We start from the raw sequence: 17088 nt of genomic DNA, 5'->3' as shown, positions 1-17088 counted from the left end.
CCGCTCCATATGTACCTGTAGCTCAGCTGGATAGAGCAATGGCCTTCTAAGCCATGTGTCCGGGGTTCGAATCCCTGCAGGTACGCCAGTTAATGAGAGTTCCATAATATTATGGAACTCTTTTTTTAATTCTATAGGAAACTATAAATTTTTTAAACTGTAACTTTGGTAACTGAATAAAAGTATCAACTATTTTGAGCAACGGAGTCCGTTAGGACTCGTTGGCGACATGAGCCATGCGATAGCATGAAGCGAATTTTTTAATATTTTTAAATAAATACTTTTACTTATTGAAATATTTTCAAATGTGTGAAATAATTAATCCGTAATATGATAGTATTGGAGGGTAAATACATTGTGGGAAATAAAAGATATAATTATGAATATAGGGATTTTAGATATAATTGATATAACAATAGTTGCATATGCTTTTTATAAATTATATATGTTAATTAAAGAAACGAGAGCAGAACAGCTTATAAAAGGAATATTTGTACTTATTGTATCAACTAAAGTAAGTGAGTATCTACAATTTCACGTAGTTAACTGGGTATTAAAAAATACAATGCAAATAGGGGTAATAGCATTTTTAATAGTTTTTCAACCTGAACTTAGAAGAGCGTTAGAATATATTGGAAGAACCAAATTAATAGCAAGGCCTATTGGAGAATTTGAAAATGAAGATATAGATGAAGCTATAGAAGAAATGTTAGAGGCTATATTTTCACTTTCTAGACAAAAAATAGGATCTTTAATCATTATAGAAAGAGAAACGGGTATAAACGATATAATTCAAACAGGAACTATAGTTGATGGAAAAATAACAAGACAGCTTCTTATAAATATATTTATACCAAATACTCCTCTTCATGATGGAGCACTTGTAATAAAAAATAACAGAATAAAAGCAGCTGGATGCTTCTTACCTCTCACTGAAAACAAGTATTTGAATAAGGAGCTTGGAACAAGACATAGAGCGGGAATTGGAATAACTGAAAAGTCAGATTGTATATCAATAATTGTATCTGAAGAGACAGGAGATATATCTATCGCTGAAAATGGGAAATTATATAGACGTGTATCTAGAGAATACATACAAAAAATATTAAAGAATAATTTAAAGAAGCAAAATGAAAATAAAAGCATTTTTAAAAGAGGTGGGCTTTTTAAATGATAAATATTTTTAAAAGAAATTTAAAAATAAAGATTATAACTATATGCTTTGCCTTTTTTATGTGGATATATGTAATGGCAGAAGTAGATCCTATTTTAATAAGAGATTTTAGTAATATACCTGTTAAAATATTGAATATGAGTACTTTGGAAGAAAATAATATGATAATAGGTAATAATTCAAATTTAGATGTAAAAGTAATAATCAGAGGAAGACGATCTTTATTAAAAGATATTCAAAAATCAAATTTAACTATTTATGGAGAACTTAAAGATATTAAACTTGGGGAAAATGAAGTAGATTTGAATTTAGATGCTCCTGATAATATAACTTATACAATTATACCAGATAAATTAACAGTGAATATTGAAGAAAGCATGTATGTGAAAAAATATATTGGAGTTGATAAGGTAAATAAGCTTAAAGAAAATTTTAAAGTATCTAATATAAGTATAAGTCCTCAATATACATATATTGAAGGACCTAAGAGTTTAGTAGAAAAAGTTGATAGATTAGCTTGTAAATTAAATTTAGAAAATAAAGGTGAAAATTTTAATACTAAAGAACAAATAATTCCTTTAGATAAAAATGGGAAAAAAGTAGATGGAGTAAATGTTAAAGATAGATATGCTTATGTAAATGTTAAAGTATATAAAACTAAAGAGGTTCCTTTAAAGATTAATTTAAAGGGAAATTTAGATAAAGATTATAAATTGTTAAACTATACGCTAAATCCAAAAAATATCATTATATCAGGTGACCCTAAATATATAGATAATATAGAAGAAGTATATGTTGAAGAATTTGATATATCTAGTTTAAATGAAGATAAAAATGTAGATTTAAAAATAAATACTCCTGAAAATATTTATACAGAAATAGAAAAAGCAAATGTAGAATTTGATATATCTAAAATAATTAATAAAGATTTTATAATATCTAAAAATAGAATTGTATTCAATAACAACATACACAATTTGGATATTTCAAAAAATAATCTTCCTGAGAATATAAAAGTAAAAGTGGCATTTTTAGAAGAATTGAAGGAAAAAATAACTAATGAAGATATACAATTATTTGTCAATATGCAAGAAAATCAACAAATACCTTCAAAATTCGAAATAAAATACAATATACCATATGATGTTGAAAGTGTGATAATAACGCCGAAGTACGTTGTTATAGAAGAATAGGTTGAATTAAAAAATGCAAAAAAATTGGGCGATGATGTTGCAATTTTTATTGCATTTTTTTTTATTTCAATATATCATAATAATTAAGATAAAAATTTTTTACGGGGTGATACTGTGTCTAGAGACTATATTCTTGTTATTAATCCGGGTTCAACTTCTACGAAGGTAGCTTTATTCAAAGGATATGAAAACGTTGTCCAAAAAAATTTAACTCATCCTTCTGATGAACTAGAAAAATATGAAAAAATATCTGATCAATTTAAAATGAGAAAAGAAATGATTATTGATTGGATGAAGCAAGAGGGATATAAAGCAGATGAATTAATAGCAGTTGTAGGCAGAGGAGGGCTTTTAAGACCTATGCCTGGAGGTACATATAAGGTAACGGAAAAAATGATAGAAGACTTGAAAATAGGAATACAAGGTGAACATGCATCTAATTTAGGAGGAATAATAGCAAAATCTATAGCAGATGAACATAATATAGAAAGCTTCATAGTAGACCCAGTTGCAGTAGATGAGTTTGAAGATATAGCTAGAATATCAGGCATACCAGAAATAGAAAGAAAATCTTTAGGACATGCTTTAAATATAAAAGCTGTAGGAAGAAGAGTGGCAAATAGATTAGGAAAAAAATTTGAAGATATAAATATGGTAGTTGCGCATCTTGGGGGAGGGATTAGTGTCGCTCCTTTAAATAAGGGTAAGACAGTAGATTATAATAATGCAAATGAAATGGGACCATTTTCTCCAGAAAGAACAGGAGGACTTCCTGTAGGAGATTTAGCTAAAATGTGTTTTTCTGGTAAATATACATATAAAGAAATTAAATCAAAGCTTAGAGGAAAAGGTGGTCTTGTTGGGTATCTTGGAACTAACGATGCAAGAGAAGTAGTAAAAAGAATTGAAACGGGAGATGAAAAAGCAAAACTTATATTCGAAGCTATGGGATATCAAGTAGCTAAAGAAATAGGCTCAATGGCAGCAGTATTAAAAGGAGAAGTAGAAGCGGTAGTTATTACAGGAGGGCTTGCTTACTCTGATTACTTAACAAATTATATAAAAGAAATGATAGACTTTATTGCTCCTGTAATAGTAGAGCCAGGAGAAGATGAAATGAGAGCTTTAAATGAAGGAGCATTGAGAGTCATAAATAATGAAGAAACACCTAAAATATATGAAAATGAGGTGAAATTTTAATGAGAAATTTTGAAGAAGTAATAAAATTTGCTAAAGAAAGAGGACCTAAAACTATATCTGTAGCTTGTGCTCAAGATAAAGAAGTTTTAATGGCAGTAGAAATGGCTAGAAAAGAAGGCATAGTAGATGCAATATTAGTTGGAGACTTGGAGAAAATTAAAGAAATAGCAAATGAATTAAGTATAGATTTAAATAATTATGAAACAATAGATGAAAAAGACTTAGCTTTAGCTTCAAGAAAAGCTGTAGAGCTTGTTTCAACTGGAAAAGCACATATGGTAATGAAAGGACTTGTAGATACTTCAATAATATTAAAAGCAGTTCTTGATAAAGAAGTAGGACTTAGAACTGGAAATGTATTAAGTCATGTTGCAGTGTTTGACCTTCCAGGATATGATAGACTGTTTTTTGTAACAGATGCAGCTATGAATTTAGATCCAGATGTTCAAACTAAAAAGCAAATTATAGAGAATGCTTGTCAAATAGCTCATGCTTTAGATATAAGTGAGCCTAAGGTTGCTGTAATTTGTGCAAAAGAAAAGGTAAATCCAAAAATGCCAGATACAGTAGATGCAAAAAAATTAGAAGAAATGAACCAAAGAGGAGAAATTAAAGGATGTGTAGTTGGAGGACCTTTTGCACTTGATAACGCAGTATCAATAGAAGCTGCTAAACATAAAGGAATAGATCATCCAGTTGCAGGAAATGCTGATATATTGTTAGCACCTGATATAGAAGCTGGAAACATACTTTATAAATCTATGGTATTTTTTGGAAATTCCAAAAATGCAGGAGTAATTGTTGGTGCAAAGGCACCAGTTATATTAACTTCAAGAGCAGACAATGAGGAAACTAAATTAAATTCTATAGCACTTGGAGTTTTAACAGCATCTAAAATAATAGAAGGATAATAATAACGTATATTAATTAAAGAAGGGAGAATGAGTTAATGAGTAAAAACTTTAAAATTCTTGCTATAAACCCTGGATCAACATCTACTAAAATAGCTGTATTTAATAATGAGGAATTAGTATTTGAAAAAACTTTAAGACACTCTTCTGAAGAAATAGGAAGGTATGAAAAAATATCTGACCAATTTGAATTTAGAAAGACTGTAATAGAAGAAGCAGTAAATGAAAATGGAGTAAAAATAGAAGAATTAGATGCAGTTGTAGGTAGAGGGGGACTTTTAAAGCCTATTCAAGGTGGTACTTACAAAGTTTCTGATAATATGATAGAAGATTTAAGAGTAGGAGTTTTAGGAGAGCATGCTTCTAACTTGGGTGGAATAATTGCAAAGGAAATAGCGGATAAAATAAATGTTCCATCTTTTATAGTAGACCCAGTTGTTGTAGATGAGCTTCAAGATGTAGCTAGAATATCAGGTATGCCAGAGATTGAAAGAAAAAGTATATTCCATGCTTTAAATCAAAAAGCTACAGCAAGAAGAGCAGCGGCTGAAATGGGCAAAGGATATGAAGAAGTTAATGTAATAGTAGCTCATATGGGTGGAGGAATATCTGTAGGAGCACATGAAATGGGAAGAGTAATAGATGTAGCAAATGCTTTAGATGGAGAAGGACCATTCTCTCCAGAAAGATCAGGAGGCCTTCCGGTTGGAGATTTAGCTAAAATGTGTTTCTCAGGAAAATACACTTTAGATGATATAAAGAAAAAAATAAAAGGAAATGGTGGAATAGTAGCATATCTTGATACTAATGATGCTAGAGAAGTAGAAAAAATGATAGAAGAAGGAAATGAAAAAGCTAAGCTTGTTTATGAAGCCATGGCATATCAAGTTGCTAAAGAAATAGGGGCTTGTGCTGCTGTTCTTAAAGGAAAAGTAGATGCCATAGTATTAACAGGAGGAATAGCTTACTCTAAGATGTTTGTTAAGTGGATAGAAGAAAGAATTTCTTTCATAGGAGAAGTTAAAGTATATCCAGGAGAAGATGAAATGATAGCTTTAGCTCAAGGAGGACTTAGAGTTCTTAAAGGAGAAGAAGAAGCTAAGACTTATTAGTAGGTGATTAAATGATAAAAGATGATAAAAGAATAAGAATTATAATAGGTCATTATGGAAGTGGTAAAACAGAATTTGCTATGAATTATGTAATGAAAATGAGAGAAGAATTAGAAGGTAACATTGCAATATCAGATCTTGATGTAGTAAATGTATACTTTAGAACAAGAGAAAAAAGAGAACTTTTAGAAAGTAAAAGAATAAGAGTTATAGATAGTTCTGTAAAAGCATCAGCTGTAGATGTACCTGCTGTATCAGCAGAAGTAATGGCACCTATTCAGGATGAATCTTATAATTATGTTATGGATGTAGGAGGAGACTTTATAGGAGCTAAGGTGGTAGGTAGATTTTCTCATCTTCTAAAAGAAAATGAATATGACATGTTTTGTGTAGTTAATGCGAATAGACAAGAAACAGCTACAGTTGAAGGTGTACTAAAGCATATAGAGCAAATAGAAGAAGCATCTAATTGTAAAGTTACAGGTCTTATAAATAACACTCATTTAGTAAGAGAAACTACAGTTGAAGATGTTTTAAGAGGACAAGAACTAGTAAAAGAAGTTTCAAAAATCAAGAATATACCAATAAAATATATATCATGCCTTGAAGAAATAGTTAAGAATCTTCCTCAAGACATAGAAGGAGAAATACTTCCAATAAAGATGTACATGAGAGAAGACTGGATGTAGTTTATTTGTCTGAGATAAATTCGATGAAGACTTATAATATATATGTTTATACTTTTGTTTAATATATTAAGGAGGGTTTGAAATGGCTAAAGGTAAAGTGCATTTTGATCAAGATCGCTGTAAAGGATGCGAGCTTTGTACAACTGTTTGTCCAGTAAATATAGTTGTTATGGACAGAGAGAAAATAAATAAAAAAGGATACAACCCTGCAACAGTAAATGATATGGACAAATGTGTAGGTTGTGGTAATTGTGCAACTATGTGTCCAGATGTAGTAATAAGTGTAGAAAGAGATTAATATTTTATAAATTATTAAGGAGGGAAAAAATATGGCTAAGGTTTTAATGAAAGGAAACGAAGCTGTAGGAAGAGCAGCTATAGAAGCAGGCTGTAAATATTTCTTCGGATATCCTATAACACCTCAAAATGAGATACCAGAATATATGTCAAGAGAATTACCTAAAGTAGGAGGAATGTTTGTTCAAGCTGAATCAGAAGTATCTGCAATAAATATGATTTATGGAGGAGCAGGTGCAGGAGCTAGAGTTATGACATCATCTTCTTCACCAGGAATTGCTTTAAAACAAGAAGGAATTACTTATATAGCAGGAGCTGAGCTTCCGGCAGTTATAATTAATATGATGAGAGGAGGCCCAGGACTTGGAGGTATCCAACCTTCACAAGCTGACTACTTTATGTCAACAAGAGGAGGAGGAAATGGAGACTACAGAACTCCTGTATATGCACCAGCAACAGTTCAAGAAGCTGTTGATATGGTAATGGAAGCATTTGAAGTTGCTGATTATTATAGAACACCTGTTATGGTAGTAGCAGATGGTATGATAGGACAAATGATGGAGCCTGTTGAATTTAAAGCACCTAAAAAGAGGGATTTACCAGAAAAAACTTGGGCTACAACAGGAACTAAAGGACAAAGAAAACCAAATGTAATCAATTCTTTATTCCTTGATCCTCAACAACTTGAAGACCATTGCTTTAGACTAGATAAAAAGTATAAAGAAATTGAAAAAAATGAAGTTAAATACGAAATGTATAAAACTGAAGATGCTGAGCTTGTATTTGTTGCTTATGGTACAACTTCAAGAGTTGTTAAAAATGCAGTTGAAGCATTAAGAGAGCAAGGAATAAAAGCAGGTCTTATAAGACCAATAACATTATGGCCATTCCCATTCAAAGCTTTTAATGAAATTCCAAATGCTAAGAACTTATTAGTAGTTGAAATGAGTACTGGTCAAATGATAGATGATGTTAAGATAGCAAATGAGGGTAGACTTCCAATTCATTTCTACGGAAGAACTGGTGGTATGATTCCAACTCCAGATGGAATTATACAAAAAGCTAAGGAAGTATTAGGGGGTGCTAGATAATGGCGGTTGTATTCAAAAAAACTGAAGGTTTAACAGAAAAAGAAACTCACTACTGCCCAGGTTGTACTCATGGTATAATACACAGACTAGTAGGAGAGGTTTTAGAAGAACTAGGAGTTTTAGGAGATACTATAGGAGTTGCTCCAGTTGGTTGTTCAGTACTTGCATACGATTATTTTAACTGTGATATGCACGAAGCAGCTCATGGTAGAGCACCTGCTGTTGCTACTGGTGTAAAAAGAGTTCACCCTGATAAAGTAGTATTTACATATCAAGGAGATGGAGACCTTGCTTCAATTGGTACTGCTGAAATAGTGCATGCAGCAGCAAGAGGAGAAAAAATAACTACTATATTCGTAAATAATGCTATATATGGTATGACTGGTGGACAAATGGCACCAACAACTTTGCCTGGACAAAAGGCTACAACATCTCCTTATGGAAGAGATGTAGAAACTGCTGGTAATCCAATAAGAATGTCTGAAATGCTTGCTACTTTAGATGGAGCAGTATTTGTAGAAAGAGTAGCAGTAAATAATCCAGCTAATATAAGAAAAGCTAAAAAAGCTATAAAGAAAGCTTTTGAAGTTCAAATAGCAGGAAAAGGATTTGGAATAGTAGAAGTATTATCTACTTGTCCAACTAACTGGGGAATGCATCCAGTAGATGCTCTTAAATGGTTAGAAGAAAATATGATGCCATACTATCAATTAGGAAACTTTAGAAATCCAGAGGAGGTGAAGTAATATGGCAACTGAAAGAATAATATGTGCAGGATTTGGTGGACAAGGTGTTATGTCTATGGGTCAGTTAATGACATATGCTGGAATGCTTGAGGATAAAGAAGTTTCTTGGCTTCCTTCTTATGGACCAGAAATGCGTGGAGGTACAGCAAATTGCTCTGTTACAGTTTCTGATACTCCAGTAGGATCGCCTATAATTACTAATGATGCTACTACAGCAATAGTAATGAACTTACCTTCTCTTATAAAATTTGAGAAAGATGTAGTTCCTGGTGGAAAAATATTAGTGAACAGTTCATTAATAGATCAAAAAGTAGAAAGAACAGATGTGGATGTTTACTATATACCAGCTAATGAAATAGCATTAGAACTTGGAAATGCAAAAGTTGCTAATATGGTTATGCTTGGAGCATATCTTGAAATTACAAAAACAGTAAAAACTGATTCTATACTTGAAGCATTTAAGAAAGTATTTGGACCAAGTAAAGAGAAGTTTATACCATTAAACAAAGAAGCTCTTCAAAAAGGAGCAGCTGCTGTAACTAAATAGTTTATAACAAAGGTTGCTGATTTTATCAGTGACCTTTGTTTTTTTGTTATTTTTTAAGAAATATCTTTCAATTTTTAAAAAGATATACAATAGGAATGTGCAATAATAATGAACTTAAAGTGTGTAAATATCACAAATTTAGAATGAAAATAGGAATATATATGAAATTAAAATTGCAAATTATGAATACTGTGAAAAAAAACATGCATATAGAGGAAAATGAGTTGTATTATAAAAATACAAGGTTTATAATCAAAGTGAAAAAAAGATTTATTTTTAAGGAGATGAAATTATGAACCCCTTGTATAGGATTTTAAGTTTATCTTTTGGAAGTTTATTATGTGCAATTTCAGTAAATGCTTATTTAGCACCAAACAAATTATTAAGTGGAGGAGCTTCAGGCATAGCTATTATATTGAACAATTTATTTAATATAAACATAGGACTAATAATACTACTTATAAATATACCTTTATTTATGATATCATATAAAAAACTTGATAAAGATTTTATAAAATACAGCTTAATAAATATGTTAATATATTCTTTTATTATAGGATCTACTACAGATGCATATAAATATATAGGAGTAAATGATTTAATACTTTCTGCTATATTTGGAGGAGTATTAAATGGAATAGGAATGTTTATTATCTTTAGAAACAAAGGTTCTCAAGGTGGAACTGATATTTTAGCAAAACTAGTTAAACAAAAATGGGATGTAAATTTAGGATCTGCTCTTATGGGCTTTAATTTAGTAATAGTAAGTACCGGTGGGTTGGTATTTGGAATTAAAAAGGCTATGTATACTTTAATATCTATGTATGTAGCATATCAAGTATTAGATAAAATACAAGACTCTATACAGGTTAAAAAATCTGCTATGGTAATATCTGATTCTTCTGAAGAAATATCAAAAGATATAATGAACGAAATGGGAAGAGGAGTTACATTTCTTCAAGGAGAAGGAGGTTATTCAAAAGATAGTAAAAAGGTTATATATACAATAATTAATCCAATTGAACTTCCAAAGCTTAAAGAAATAGTTGAAAAGTACGATGAACATGCATTTATATCTATAAATGAAACACAAGAAGTTAGAGGAAGAGGATTTAAACAAGGCTTTATATAGAAGTGAACTTTAATATTAAATATGTAAATAAATGTTTTTGTTGTAAATTTAATATATTTTATGATAATATTTAAAAGGGTATTTATACCCTTGTTTTTCTTTTTTGAGAGGAGGGAGAAAATGAGAAAACTGTTTGGAACAGACGGAGTAAGAGGAATAGCTAATAAAGAGCTTACGTGTGATCTTGCATATAAATTAGGTAGAGCAGGTGGATATGTTCTTACACAAGGTAAAAAAAATATAAAAGTAGTAGTTGGAAAAGATACAAGAATATCAGGAGATATGCTAGAATCAGCTTTAATATCAGGGATAATGTCAGTTGGAGCTGATGTTATATGTGTTGGTGTAGTTCCAACTCCGGCAGTAGCATATTTAACTAAATATTATGAAGCTGATTGTGGAGTTATGATTTCAGCATCACACAATCCAGTAGAATATAATGGAATAAAATTTTTTAATAAAGATGGATATAAACTAGACGATGATGTAGAGATTAAAATAGAACAATTAGTAGAAGATATGAATAAGATAGATTATAGTCCTACAGGTGAAAATGTAGGAATTAAAACAGAAAAAAAAGAAGCTATAAGAGATTATGTTGAATATTTAAAATCCATTGTAAATGTTGATTTAAAGAATTTAAAGGTAGTACTAGATTGTGCCAACGGAGCTTCTTTTGAGGTTGCACCTCTAGTTTTTAAAGAACTTGGTGCGAATGTAATAACTATTAATTATAAACCTAATGGAAAAAATATAAATTTAAATTGTGGATCTACACATCCAGAATATTTAAAAGAAGAAATATTAAAAAATAATGCAGATATTGGTCTTGCATATGATGGAGATGCAGATAGATTAATAGCAATAGATGAGAAAGGTCAAATTGTAGATGGAGATTATATAATGACTATATGTGCATCTCATTTAAAGAAACAAGGAAAACTTAAGAAGGACACATTAGTAGTTACAGTAATGAGCAATATTGGACTTCATATAGCAGCAAAAGAAAATAATTTTAATACTGTTTCTACTAAAGTAGGAGATAGATATGTGCTAGAAGAGATGATAAAAGGAGGATATAATTTAGGAGGAGAACAATCAGGACATATGATATTTCTAGATTATAATACTACTGGTGATGGTGTTTTAAGTTCATTAATATTAGCTTCAATATTAGTTGATGAAAATAAGCCATTATCTGAACTTTGTGGCATAATGAATAAATATCCTCAAGTATTAGTTAATGCTAAAGTAAAAAATGAATATAAGAATAGATACTTAGAAGATGAACAAATTAAAACAGAAATAGAAAAAATAGAAAAAATCCTAGATGGTAAAGGTAGAGTATTAATAAGACCATCTGGAACTGAACCGCTTGTTAGAGTAATGTTAGAGGGTAAAGAGGAAGGTCAAATAAAAGATTTAGCTAGTTCATTAGCAAATCTTATTAAATCTAAGTTATCTTAGGCATGGTTTTCGTGCCTAATAAAGCGCCAGGACTTAAAATTATTTTTTAAGTTGACGAGGACAGGGTTTATCGAATATCGGCGGGTGCCCTGCGGTGTGTTTGCCACCGAAATAGCTTTACAAAGCATATAAGTGATTATATGTACAAAAAAAGCTAAGCAAAATGACCTTTCTCCTTAAATAAATTATTTAAAATTTTAAGGAGGTTTTAATTTATGTGTGGAATAGTAGGATATGTAGGAAACAAAAAGGCAACAGATGTATTAATTAACGGGCTTTCAAAGCTTGAATACAGAGGATATGACTCAGCAGGATGTGCTGTAAATTCAGGAGAAAATTTAGAAGTTAGAAAATTTAAAGGAAGACTTTCTGTACTTGAAGAAGATTTAAAGGAAAATCCTGTAAGTGGAACGCTTGGAATAGGACATACAAGATGGGCAACTCATGGTGCTCCATCAGATGTTAATTCACATCCTCATTTAAACATGGATAATACTATAGCTGTAGTTCATAATGGAATAATAGAAAATTACTTACAATTAAAAGATTGGTTAATATCAGAAGGTAAGGTATTTAAATCTGAAACAGATACTGAAGTAATAGCACATTTAATAGATTATTATTATGAAGGAGATTTATTAGACGCTGTATATAAAGCCATGGCTAAACTTAGAGGAGCTTATGCTATAGGAGTTATAGCAAAAGATCATCCAGATAAATTAGTTGCAGTAAGAAAAGAAAGTCCTTTAGTTGTAGGTATTGGAGAAGATGAAAACTTTATAGCATCTGATATACCAGCATTACTTAAATATACGAGAGATGTGTATTTTTTAGAAAATGGAGAAGTTGTATATTTGACTAAAGATGAAGTTAAAATATTTAATGAAAATAGAGAAGAAGTAAAAAGAGATGTTTATCATGTAACTTGGGATGCGGAAGCTGCATCTAAGGGTGGATTTGACCATTTCATGATAAAGGAAATAAATGAACAGCCACATGGAATCAAAGAAACATTATCTAGAAGGCTTGATGAAAGTGGAAAAATAAAATTAGATGATATAAAGCTTACAAAAGAAGATTTAGAAAAAATAAATAAAGTTTATATAGTTGCGTGTGGTACAGCATATCATGCAGGACTCGTTGGTAAATATGCAATAGAAAAATTTGCAAAAATACCTGTAGAAACTGATATAGCATCTGAATTTAGATATAGAGATCCGTTTGTAGATGAAAATACACTTTTAATAGTTGTAAGCCAATCAGGAGAAACTGCTGATACATTAGCAGCTTTAAAAGAAGCTAGAGCAAAAGGTGCAAGAATACTTGCAATTACTAATGTGGTAGGTTCATCTATAGCTAGAGAAGCTGATGATGTATTCTATACTTGGGCAGGACCTGAGGTTGCTGTTGCATCTACTAAGGCTTATACAACTCAGCTTGTTTCTTTATACATGATAGCACTTGATTTTGCATTTAAAAAAGGAACTATAACTGAGGAGGCTTATAGACAAACAATAAAAGAATTAGAACTAACATCAGATAAAGTACAAGAAATAATAGATAATTCAGATAAGATAGAAAAAGTAGCTGAGGGTATAAAAGATGCACAAAATGCATTCTACTTAGGAAGAGGTCTTGATTATTATCTTGCCATGGAAGGCGCATTAAAAATAAAAGAAATTTCTTATATGCATGCAGAAGCTTTTGCAGCAGGAGAATTAAAGCATGGAACTATAGCTTTAATTGAAGAAAATACACCTGTAATTGCTATTGCTAGTCAAGATTATTTATTTGAAAAGATGATATCTAATATGAAGGAAGTTAAAGCTAGAGGAGCTTTTGTTATAGCGTTAGCTAAAGAAGGAAATAAAGAAGTAGAAAAAGCAGCAGATAAAGTTATATATATACCAAAGGTTAGTGATATCTTATCTAGTATATTAACTGTTGTACCTCTTCAAATACTTTCTTATTATGTAGCAGTGAAGAGAGGCTGTGATGTAGATAAACCGAGAAACTTAGCAAAATCTGTAACAGTAGAGTAATAAAATACAAAAACCACCCTTTTGAAGGGGTGGTTTTTATGCTAAAATATAAAATAAATGGAAAGCAAGGCAATAAATTCATACAGAGGAATTTGACATAATATTTATGAAGGGATGTTAGAATAAGTGCTAAAATTATCATTATTATCCTTATTTTTAAGAACAATACCAGAAGGAATAATGTCAATATTTGCCAACTATGTATTAGCAAATAAAAAGGTGGATAGAAAAAAAATGTTAGTATCTGGTATTTTGTTAGGAATTAGTACATATTTAATAAGGTTTTTACCTATTCATTTTGGAGTACATACTATACTTAGTATTATGATTTATATTTTTTTATGTATAAAAATAAATAATATAGACTATTTTAAAGCAATTAGTTCTAGTATAATATCAATGATTATTTTGTTTGTTTTAGATTGGGTAGCTGTTTTTATTTATATGAAAGTATTTTCTATAAATCCTAAAATTTTATTTAGTAAATCAATTATTAGCATTTTGTTTGGGTTACCATCTATAGTTATATTCTCGATTATATTCTTTATTATTTACAAAAAAAATAAATAAAAACAAGAAGGTAGCATAATATGTATTTAATAGAAAAAATATCTAGGTATATAGGAAGCAATATTTCTTCAATTTTAAACTTAGACAATGATAAAAAAGAAGTTATTGTATATGGTGCATTTATTTTTATTCAAACCATATGGTCGATTTTTTTGATTATATTATTTGGATTAATTTTTAATGTATTATTAGAATCTATAATAATTTCATTTTCAGCTGCTTTTTTAAGAAAATATTCAGGAGGAGCACATGCAACTTCTCCCAATAGATGTGCATTTATTGGAGTAATAATATTTAATGGTTTTGCTGTTATAATAAGTAAAATTACTATAAATCCTATTTTCGCACTAATTTATGGAATTTTAAGCTTTTTATTTACATATTATATTATTTATAAATATGCTCCGGTAGATACGCCTAGTAAACCAATAAAAAAAGAAGAAACAAAAAAGCGTTTAAAGAAAAAATCTATAGTTATTTTACATATATTAGTATTGGCGAGTATGATATTAGCTGTACTTTATTTAAATTTAGAAGATAAAAAGATATTAAACAATATAATTTGTATATGTATAGGTATTACTTGGCAATCGGTAACTCTTACTAATTTAGGTCATATATTAACATCTAAATTAGATTTAACTTTAAGTAAGTTACATATTAAATAGGAGGTGATATAAGTGAAGAAAAGATTATTTACAACAATGGCTATTTTAGGTGTTTCTCTATTTACTTTTTTTGCCCATACAATATCAGCATCTGCATGTTTATGGGGAGCTTATCAACCTGAAGAACCAAAAACATTAAGAGAAGAATAACATAAGAGGTCTTTTAGACCTCTTATGTTATTTAATGCTTGGAGGTAAAAGAATGCATAAATTTAAAAAAAGTCGAGAAGAGAGGATTTGTAAAATTATCTCTAGTGTTAAATTGATCTCTTTATTTTTTTATGCAATTATAATTTTTAGTAGATGTAATTTCTTGTATACCAAGAATTCAAAAATATATATTCAATATAATATAATTACAGCATTTATAAGCATTACTTTATTGATATTAATTTATGAAGGATGGATATTATTTTTAAAAAATAATCAGATATGTATCAAAACTTTAAGAATTATAGATATTATAGAAATATTAATTTTTATTGCTATAGTATCTATATTAATTTTTATATCTGGGGGTTATTTAAGTAATTATAAATTTTTATTTTTATTTATAATAATAACTTCAACTATTCAATTTGGAATGAAGTGTGGTACATATGTATCAGCAATAGGATCTATTTTTATTTTAGGTGTAGATATATTATCCATGCTTTTGAATACTGTAAATAAATATTTTGAAACAGATTTAATATTATCAGGAGTTTTTGTATTAACATCATGGCTTTTGGGGTACTATGTTAAAGTAGAAAATGAATATAGAGAACAACTTGCTGACTTGGTAAATAAAGATGAGTTAACGGGTGTGTATAATCATAGGTTTTTTCAAGATTCTTTAACTAGAGGAATTGCTCAGTGTAAAAAAGAAAATTCAACAATAGCTTTATTGTTTATAGATATAGATCACTTTAAATATTATAACGATCTTTATGGACATCAAAAGGGAGATTATGTTTTAAGAGAAATAGGATGTATACTAAAAAATAACATAAGAGATAAAGATATTGTAGCTCGTTATGGAGGAGAAGAATTTGCAGTAATTCTACCTAGAACCTCTGAAGGAGAGGCTTTTTTAGTAGGTGAAAGAATTAGAAGTAAAATAGAAGAATATGAGTTTGAGGGAGAAGAACATTTACCAAATGGAAAACTTACCGTTTCCATAGGAGTATCCTATTTCCCTGAGAAATCGAAAAATAAAGAAGAATTAATAAATAGTGCAGATGATGCTCTTTATAGAGCTAAGTTTTTTAATAAAAATAGAGTAGAAATATATTATTCTATATTAGAAGAGTTAAAAGGAGATATAGAAGATAAACATATAGATTTAATTAGTTCTATAAAAACATTAATAAGTGTTATAAATGCAAAAGATAGATATACTTATGGACATACAGAAAGAGTAGTAATATATTGTGATTTACTTGCTGATAAATTAGGATTGAGTGAAGAAGAAAAGAAAATATTAAGATACGGAGCTTATTTACACGATATAGGGAAAATACATATTCCTCAAGAATTACTAAATAAAAAAATGCCATTAACGAATGATGAGTGGAATATTCTTAAGAAACATAGTGAAAATGGGGTGGAAATAATAAAAACTGTTGACTCCCTTAAAAATGTAATACCTTTGATTTTGCATCACCATGAAAAGTATGATGGAACAGGGTACCCAAATGGGTTAAAAGGAGATAAAATACCTTATCTTACTAGAATTTTAACCGTAGCAGATAGCTTTGATGCTATGACTTCCAATAGACCATATAAAAGTAGAAAAAGCTATAATGAAGCTATAGAAGAATTAAAAAAATATAGCTCTATTCAATTTGATTCTGCAATAGTAGATGCTTTTATAGAAGTAATAAATATAAATAAGCATGTTTTTGAGAAAGTTAGGTAAAATCACATAAAATATAAGTTTTTATAACGAATAGGAAATTATAATCCTTTTGAATTGTGGATAAATATAAATTCCGTTATGAGTTTTAAGCAACGGAATTCGTTAGAATTCGTTGGCGCCATGAAATTTTAAAAAAGTCTACATTGTAAAATTTTTAGAATAAAGACTTTTTTATAATTAAAATGTATAACCCTCTTTGAATTGTCAATAATGAAAATAGATATAATTTAAAGGGGGGTTTTTTTATGAAGAGATTGTTTTCTTTTGCAATAATAATGGTTTTATTATTAAGCATAATATCTTATGCTCAACAAAATCAAAATGGATATGATAAGATAGTAGATGCCTT

At 29.5% G+C, this 17088-nt stretch carries 17 protein-coding genes and 1 tRNA gene; all 18 read left to right on the top strand.

Annotated features, from left to right (window positions below; translation table 11 throughout):
- The first annotated feature begins 11 nt into the window (after nt 1–11).
- Nucleotides 12–88: transfer RNA gene (locus BUA77_RS09570), tRNA-Arg, on the top strand.
- Between the two features lie 291 nt (nt 89–379).
- A complete protein-coding gene (gene cdaA / locus BUA77_RS09565; protein WP_072889590.1) occupies nt 380–1174 on the top strand; it encodes a diadenylate cyclase CdaA in 795 nt (264 codons plus the stop codon).
- Nucleotides 1171–2367 (top strand): CdaR family protein, encoded by a 1197-nt coding sequence (locus BUA77_RS09560; protein WP_072889586.1) that lies wholly within the window; start codon nt 1171–1173, stop codon nt 2365–2367. The genes cdaA and BUA77_RS09560 overlap by 4 nt, the downstream gene beginning before the upstream one ends.
- Nucleotides 2368–2481: 114 nt before the next feature.
- Nucleotides 2482–3567 carry a butyrate kinase gene (buk, locus tag BUA77_RS09555; RefSeq protein ID WP_072889584.1) on the top strand — a complete coding sequence of 362 codons (1086 nt, stop codon included), beginning with the start codon at nt 2482–2484 and terminating at the stop codon, nt 3565–3567.
- Nucleotides 3567–4478, top strand: a complete 912-nt coding sequence (gene ptb / locus BUA77_RS09550) for a phosphate butyryltransferase (RefSeq protein ID WP_072889582.1) — start codon at nt 3567–3569, stop codon at nt 4476–4478. The genes buk (BUA77_RS09555) and ptb overlap by 1 nt, the downstream gene beginning before the upstream one ends.
- A 38-nt stretch (nt 4479–4516) precedes the next feature.
- Entirely contained in the window at nt 4517–5590 is a 1074-nt protein-coding gene (gene buk / locus BUA77_RS09545) for a butyrate kinase (RefSeq protein WP_072889580.1), read from the top strand.
- 11 nt (nt 5591–5601) lie between these two features.
- A complete protein-coding gene (locus BUA77_RS09540; RefSeq protein WP_072889578.1) occupies nt 5602–6279 on the top strand; it encodes an ATP-binding protein in 678 nt (225 codons plus the stop codon).
- A gap of 82 nt (nt 6280–6361) precedes the next feature.
- A complete protein-coding gene (locus tag BUA77_RS09535; RefSeq protein ID WP_072889576.1) occupies nt 6362–6577 on the top strand; it encodes a 4Fe-4S dicluster domain-containing protein in 216 nt (71 codons plus the stop codon).
- Between the two features lie 31 nt (nt 6578–6608).
- Nucleotides 6609–7667 carry a 3-methyl-2-oxobutanoate dehydrogenase subunit VorB gene (locus BUA77_RS09530; RefSeq protein WP_072889574.1) on the top strand — a complete coding sequence of 353 codons (1059 nt, stop codon included), beginning with the start codon at nt 6609–6611 and terminating at the stop codon, nt 7665–7667.
- The gene (locus BUA77_RS09525; protein ID WP_072889572.1) at nt 7667–8413 is read left to right on the top strand and encodes a thiamine pyrophosphate-dependent enzyme; all 747 of its coding nucleotides are present in this window, start codon (nt 7667–7669) and stop codon (nt 8411–8413) included. The genes BUA77_RS09530 and BUA77_RS09525 overlap by 1 nt, the downstream gene beginning before the upstream one ends.
- Before the next feature lies 1 nt (nt 8414).
- Nucleotides 8415–8960 carry a 2-oxoacid:acceptor oxidoreductase family protein gene (locus tag BUA77_RS09520; RefSeq protein WP_072889570.1) on the top strand — a complete coding sequence of 182 codons (546 nt, stop codon included), beginning with the start codon at nt 8415–8417 and terminating at the stop codon, nt 8958–8960.
- A 292-nt stretch (nt 8961–9252) separates the two neighbouring features.
- On the top strand, nt 9253–10092 hold the full coding sequence (locus tag BUA77_RS09515) for a YitT family protein (protein ID WP_072889568.1): 840 nt from the start codon (nt 9253–9255) through the stop codon (nt 10090–10092).
- A gap of 120 nt (nt 10093–10212) precedes the next feature.
- Nucleotides 10213–11559: a phosphoglucosamine mutase gene (gene glmM / locus BUA77_RS09510; RefSeq protein WP_072889566.1), complete on the top strand. Its 1347-nt coding sequence runs from the start codon at nt 10213–10215 to the stop codon at nt 11557–11559.
- 215 nt (nt 11560–11774) lie between these two features.
- Nucleotides 11775–13601: a glutamine--fructose-6-phosphate transaminase (isomerizing) gene (gene glmS / locus BUA77_RS09505; protein WP_072889564.1), complete on the top strand. Its 1827-nt coding sequence runs from the start codon at nt 11775–11777 to the stop codon at nt 13599–13601.
- Between the two features lie 126 nt (nt 13602–13727).
- A complete protein-coding gene (locus BUA77_RS09500; RefSeq protein ID WP_072889562.1) occupies nt 13728–14171 on the top strand; it encodes a hypothetical protein in 444 nt (147 codons plus the stop codon).
- A 20-nt stretch (nt 14172–14191) separates the two neighbouring features.
- Entirely contained in the window at nt 14192–14839 is a 648-nt protein-coding gene (locus tag BUA77_RS09495) for an accessory gene regulator ArgB-like protein (RefSeq protein WP_072889560.1), read from the top strand.
- 12 nt (nt 14840–14851) lie between these two features.
- Nucleotides 14852–14989 (top strand): cyclic lactone autoinducer peptide, encoded by a 138-nt coding sequence (locus BUA77_RS09490; protein WP_084605687.1) that lies wholly within the window; start codon nt 14852–14854, stop codon nt 14987–14989.
- A gap of 163 nt (nt 14990–15152) precedes the next feature.
- Nucleotides 15153–16739: a bifunctional diguanylate cyclase/phosphohydrolase gene (locus BUA77_RS09485; RefSeq protein WP_330390078.1), complete on the top strand. Its 1587-nt coding sequence runs from the start codon at nt 15153–15155 to the stop codon at nt 16737–16739.
- Nucleotides 16740–17088 lie beyond the last annotated feature (349 nt).

The organism is Tepidibacter formicigenes DSM 15518 (genome assembly GCF_900142235.1).
GTDB lineage: Bacteria > Bacillota > Clostridia > Peptostreptococcales > Peptostreptococcaceae > Tepidibacter > Tepidibacter formicigenes.
This window is presented reverse-complemented; position numbering and strand designations above follow the sequence as displayed.

Coding starts and splice junctions, on each gene's coding strand:
- glmM (WP_072889566.1), top strand. CDS start 10,213: ATGAGAAAACTGTTTGGAACAGACGGAGTAAGAGGAATAGCTAATAAA.
- BUA77_RS09520 (WP_072889570.1), top strand. CDS start 8,415: ATGGCAACTGAAAGAATAATATGTGCAGGATTTGGTGGACAAGGTGTT.
- BUA77_RS09540 (WP_072889578.1), top strand. CDS start 5,602: ATGATAAAAGATGATAAAAGAATAAGAATTATAATAGGTCATTATGGA.
- BUA77_RS09515 (WP_072889568.1), top strand. CDS start 9,253: ATGAACCCCTTGTATAGGATTTTAAGTTTATCTTTTGGAAGTTTATTA.
- BUA77_RS09560 (WP_072889586.1), top strand. CDS start 1,171: ATGATAAATATTTTTAAAAGAAATTTAAAAATAAAGATTATAACTATA.
- glmS (WP_072889564.1), top strand. CDS start 11,775: ATGTGTGGAATAGTAGGATATGTAGGAAACAAAAAGGCAACAGATGTA.
- BUA77_RS09495 (WP_072889560.1), top strand. CDS start 14,192: ATGTATTTAATAGAAAAAATATCTAGGTATATAGGAAGCAATATTTCT.
- BUA77_RS09525 (WP_072889572.1), top strand. CDS start 7,667: ATGGCGGTTGTATTCAAAAAAACTGAAGGTTTAACAGAAAAAGAAACT.
- ptb (WP_072889582.1), top strand. CDS start 3,567: ATGAGAAATTTTGAAGAAGTAATAAAATTTGCTAAAGAAAGAGGACCT.
- BUA77_RS09535 (WP_072889576.1), top strand. CDS start 6,362: ATGGCTAAAGGTAAAGTGCATTTTGATCAAGATCGCTGTAAAGGATGC.
- cdaA (WP_072889590.1), top strand. CDS start 380: ATGAATATAGGGATTTTAGATATAATTGATATAACAATAGTTGCATAT.
- BUA77_RS09530 (WP_072889574.1), top strand. CDS start 6,609: ATGGCTAAGGTTTTAATGAAAGGAAACGAAGCTGTAGGAAGAGCAGCT.
- buk (WP_072889580.1), top strand. CDS start 4,517: ATGAGTAAAAACTTTAAAATTCTTGCTATAAACCCTGGATCAACATCT.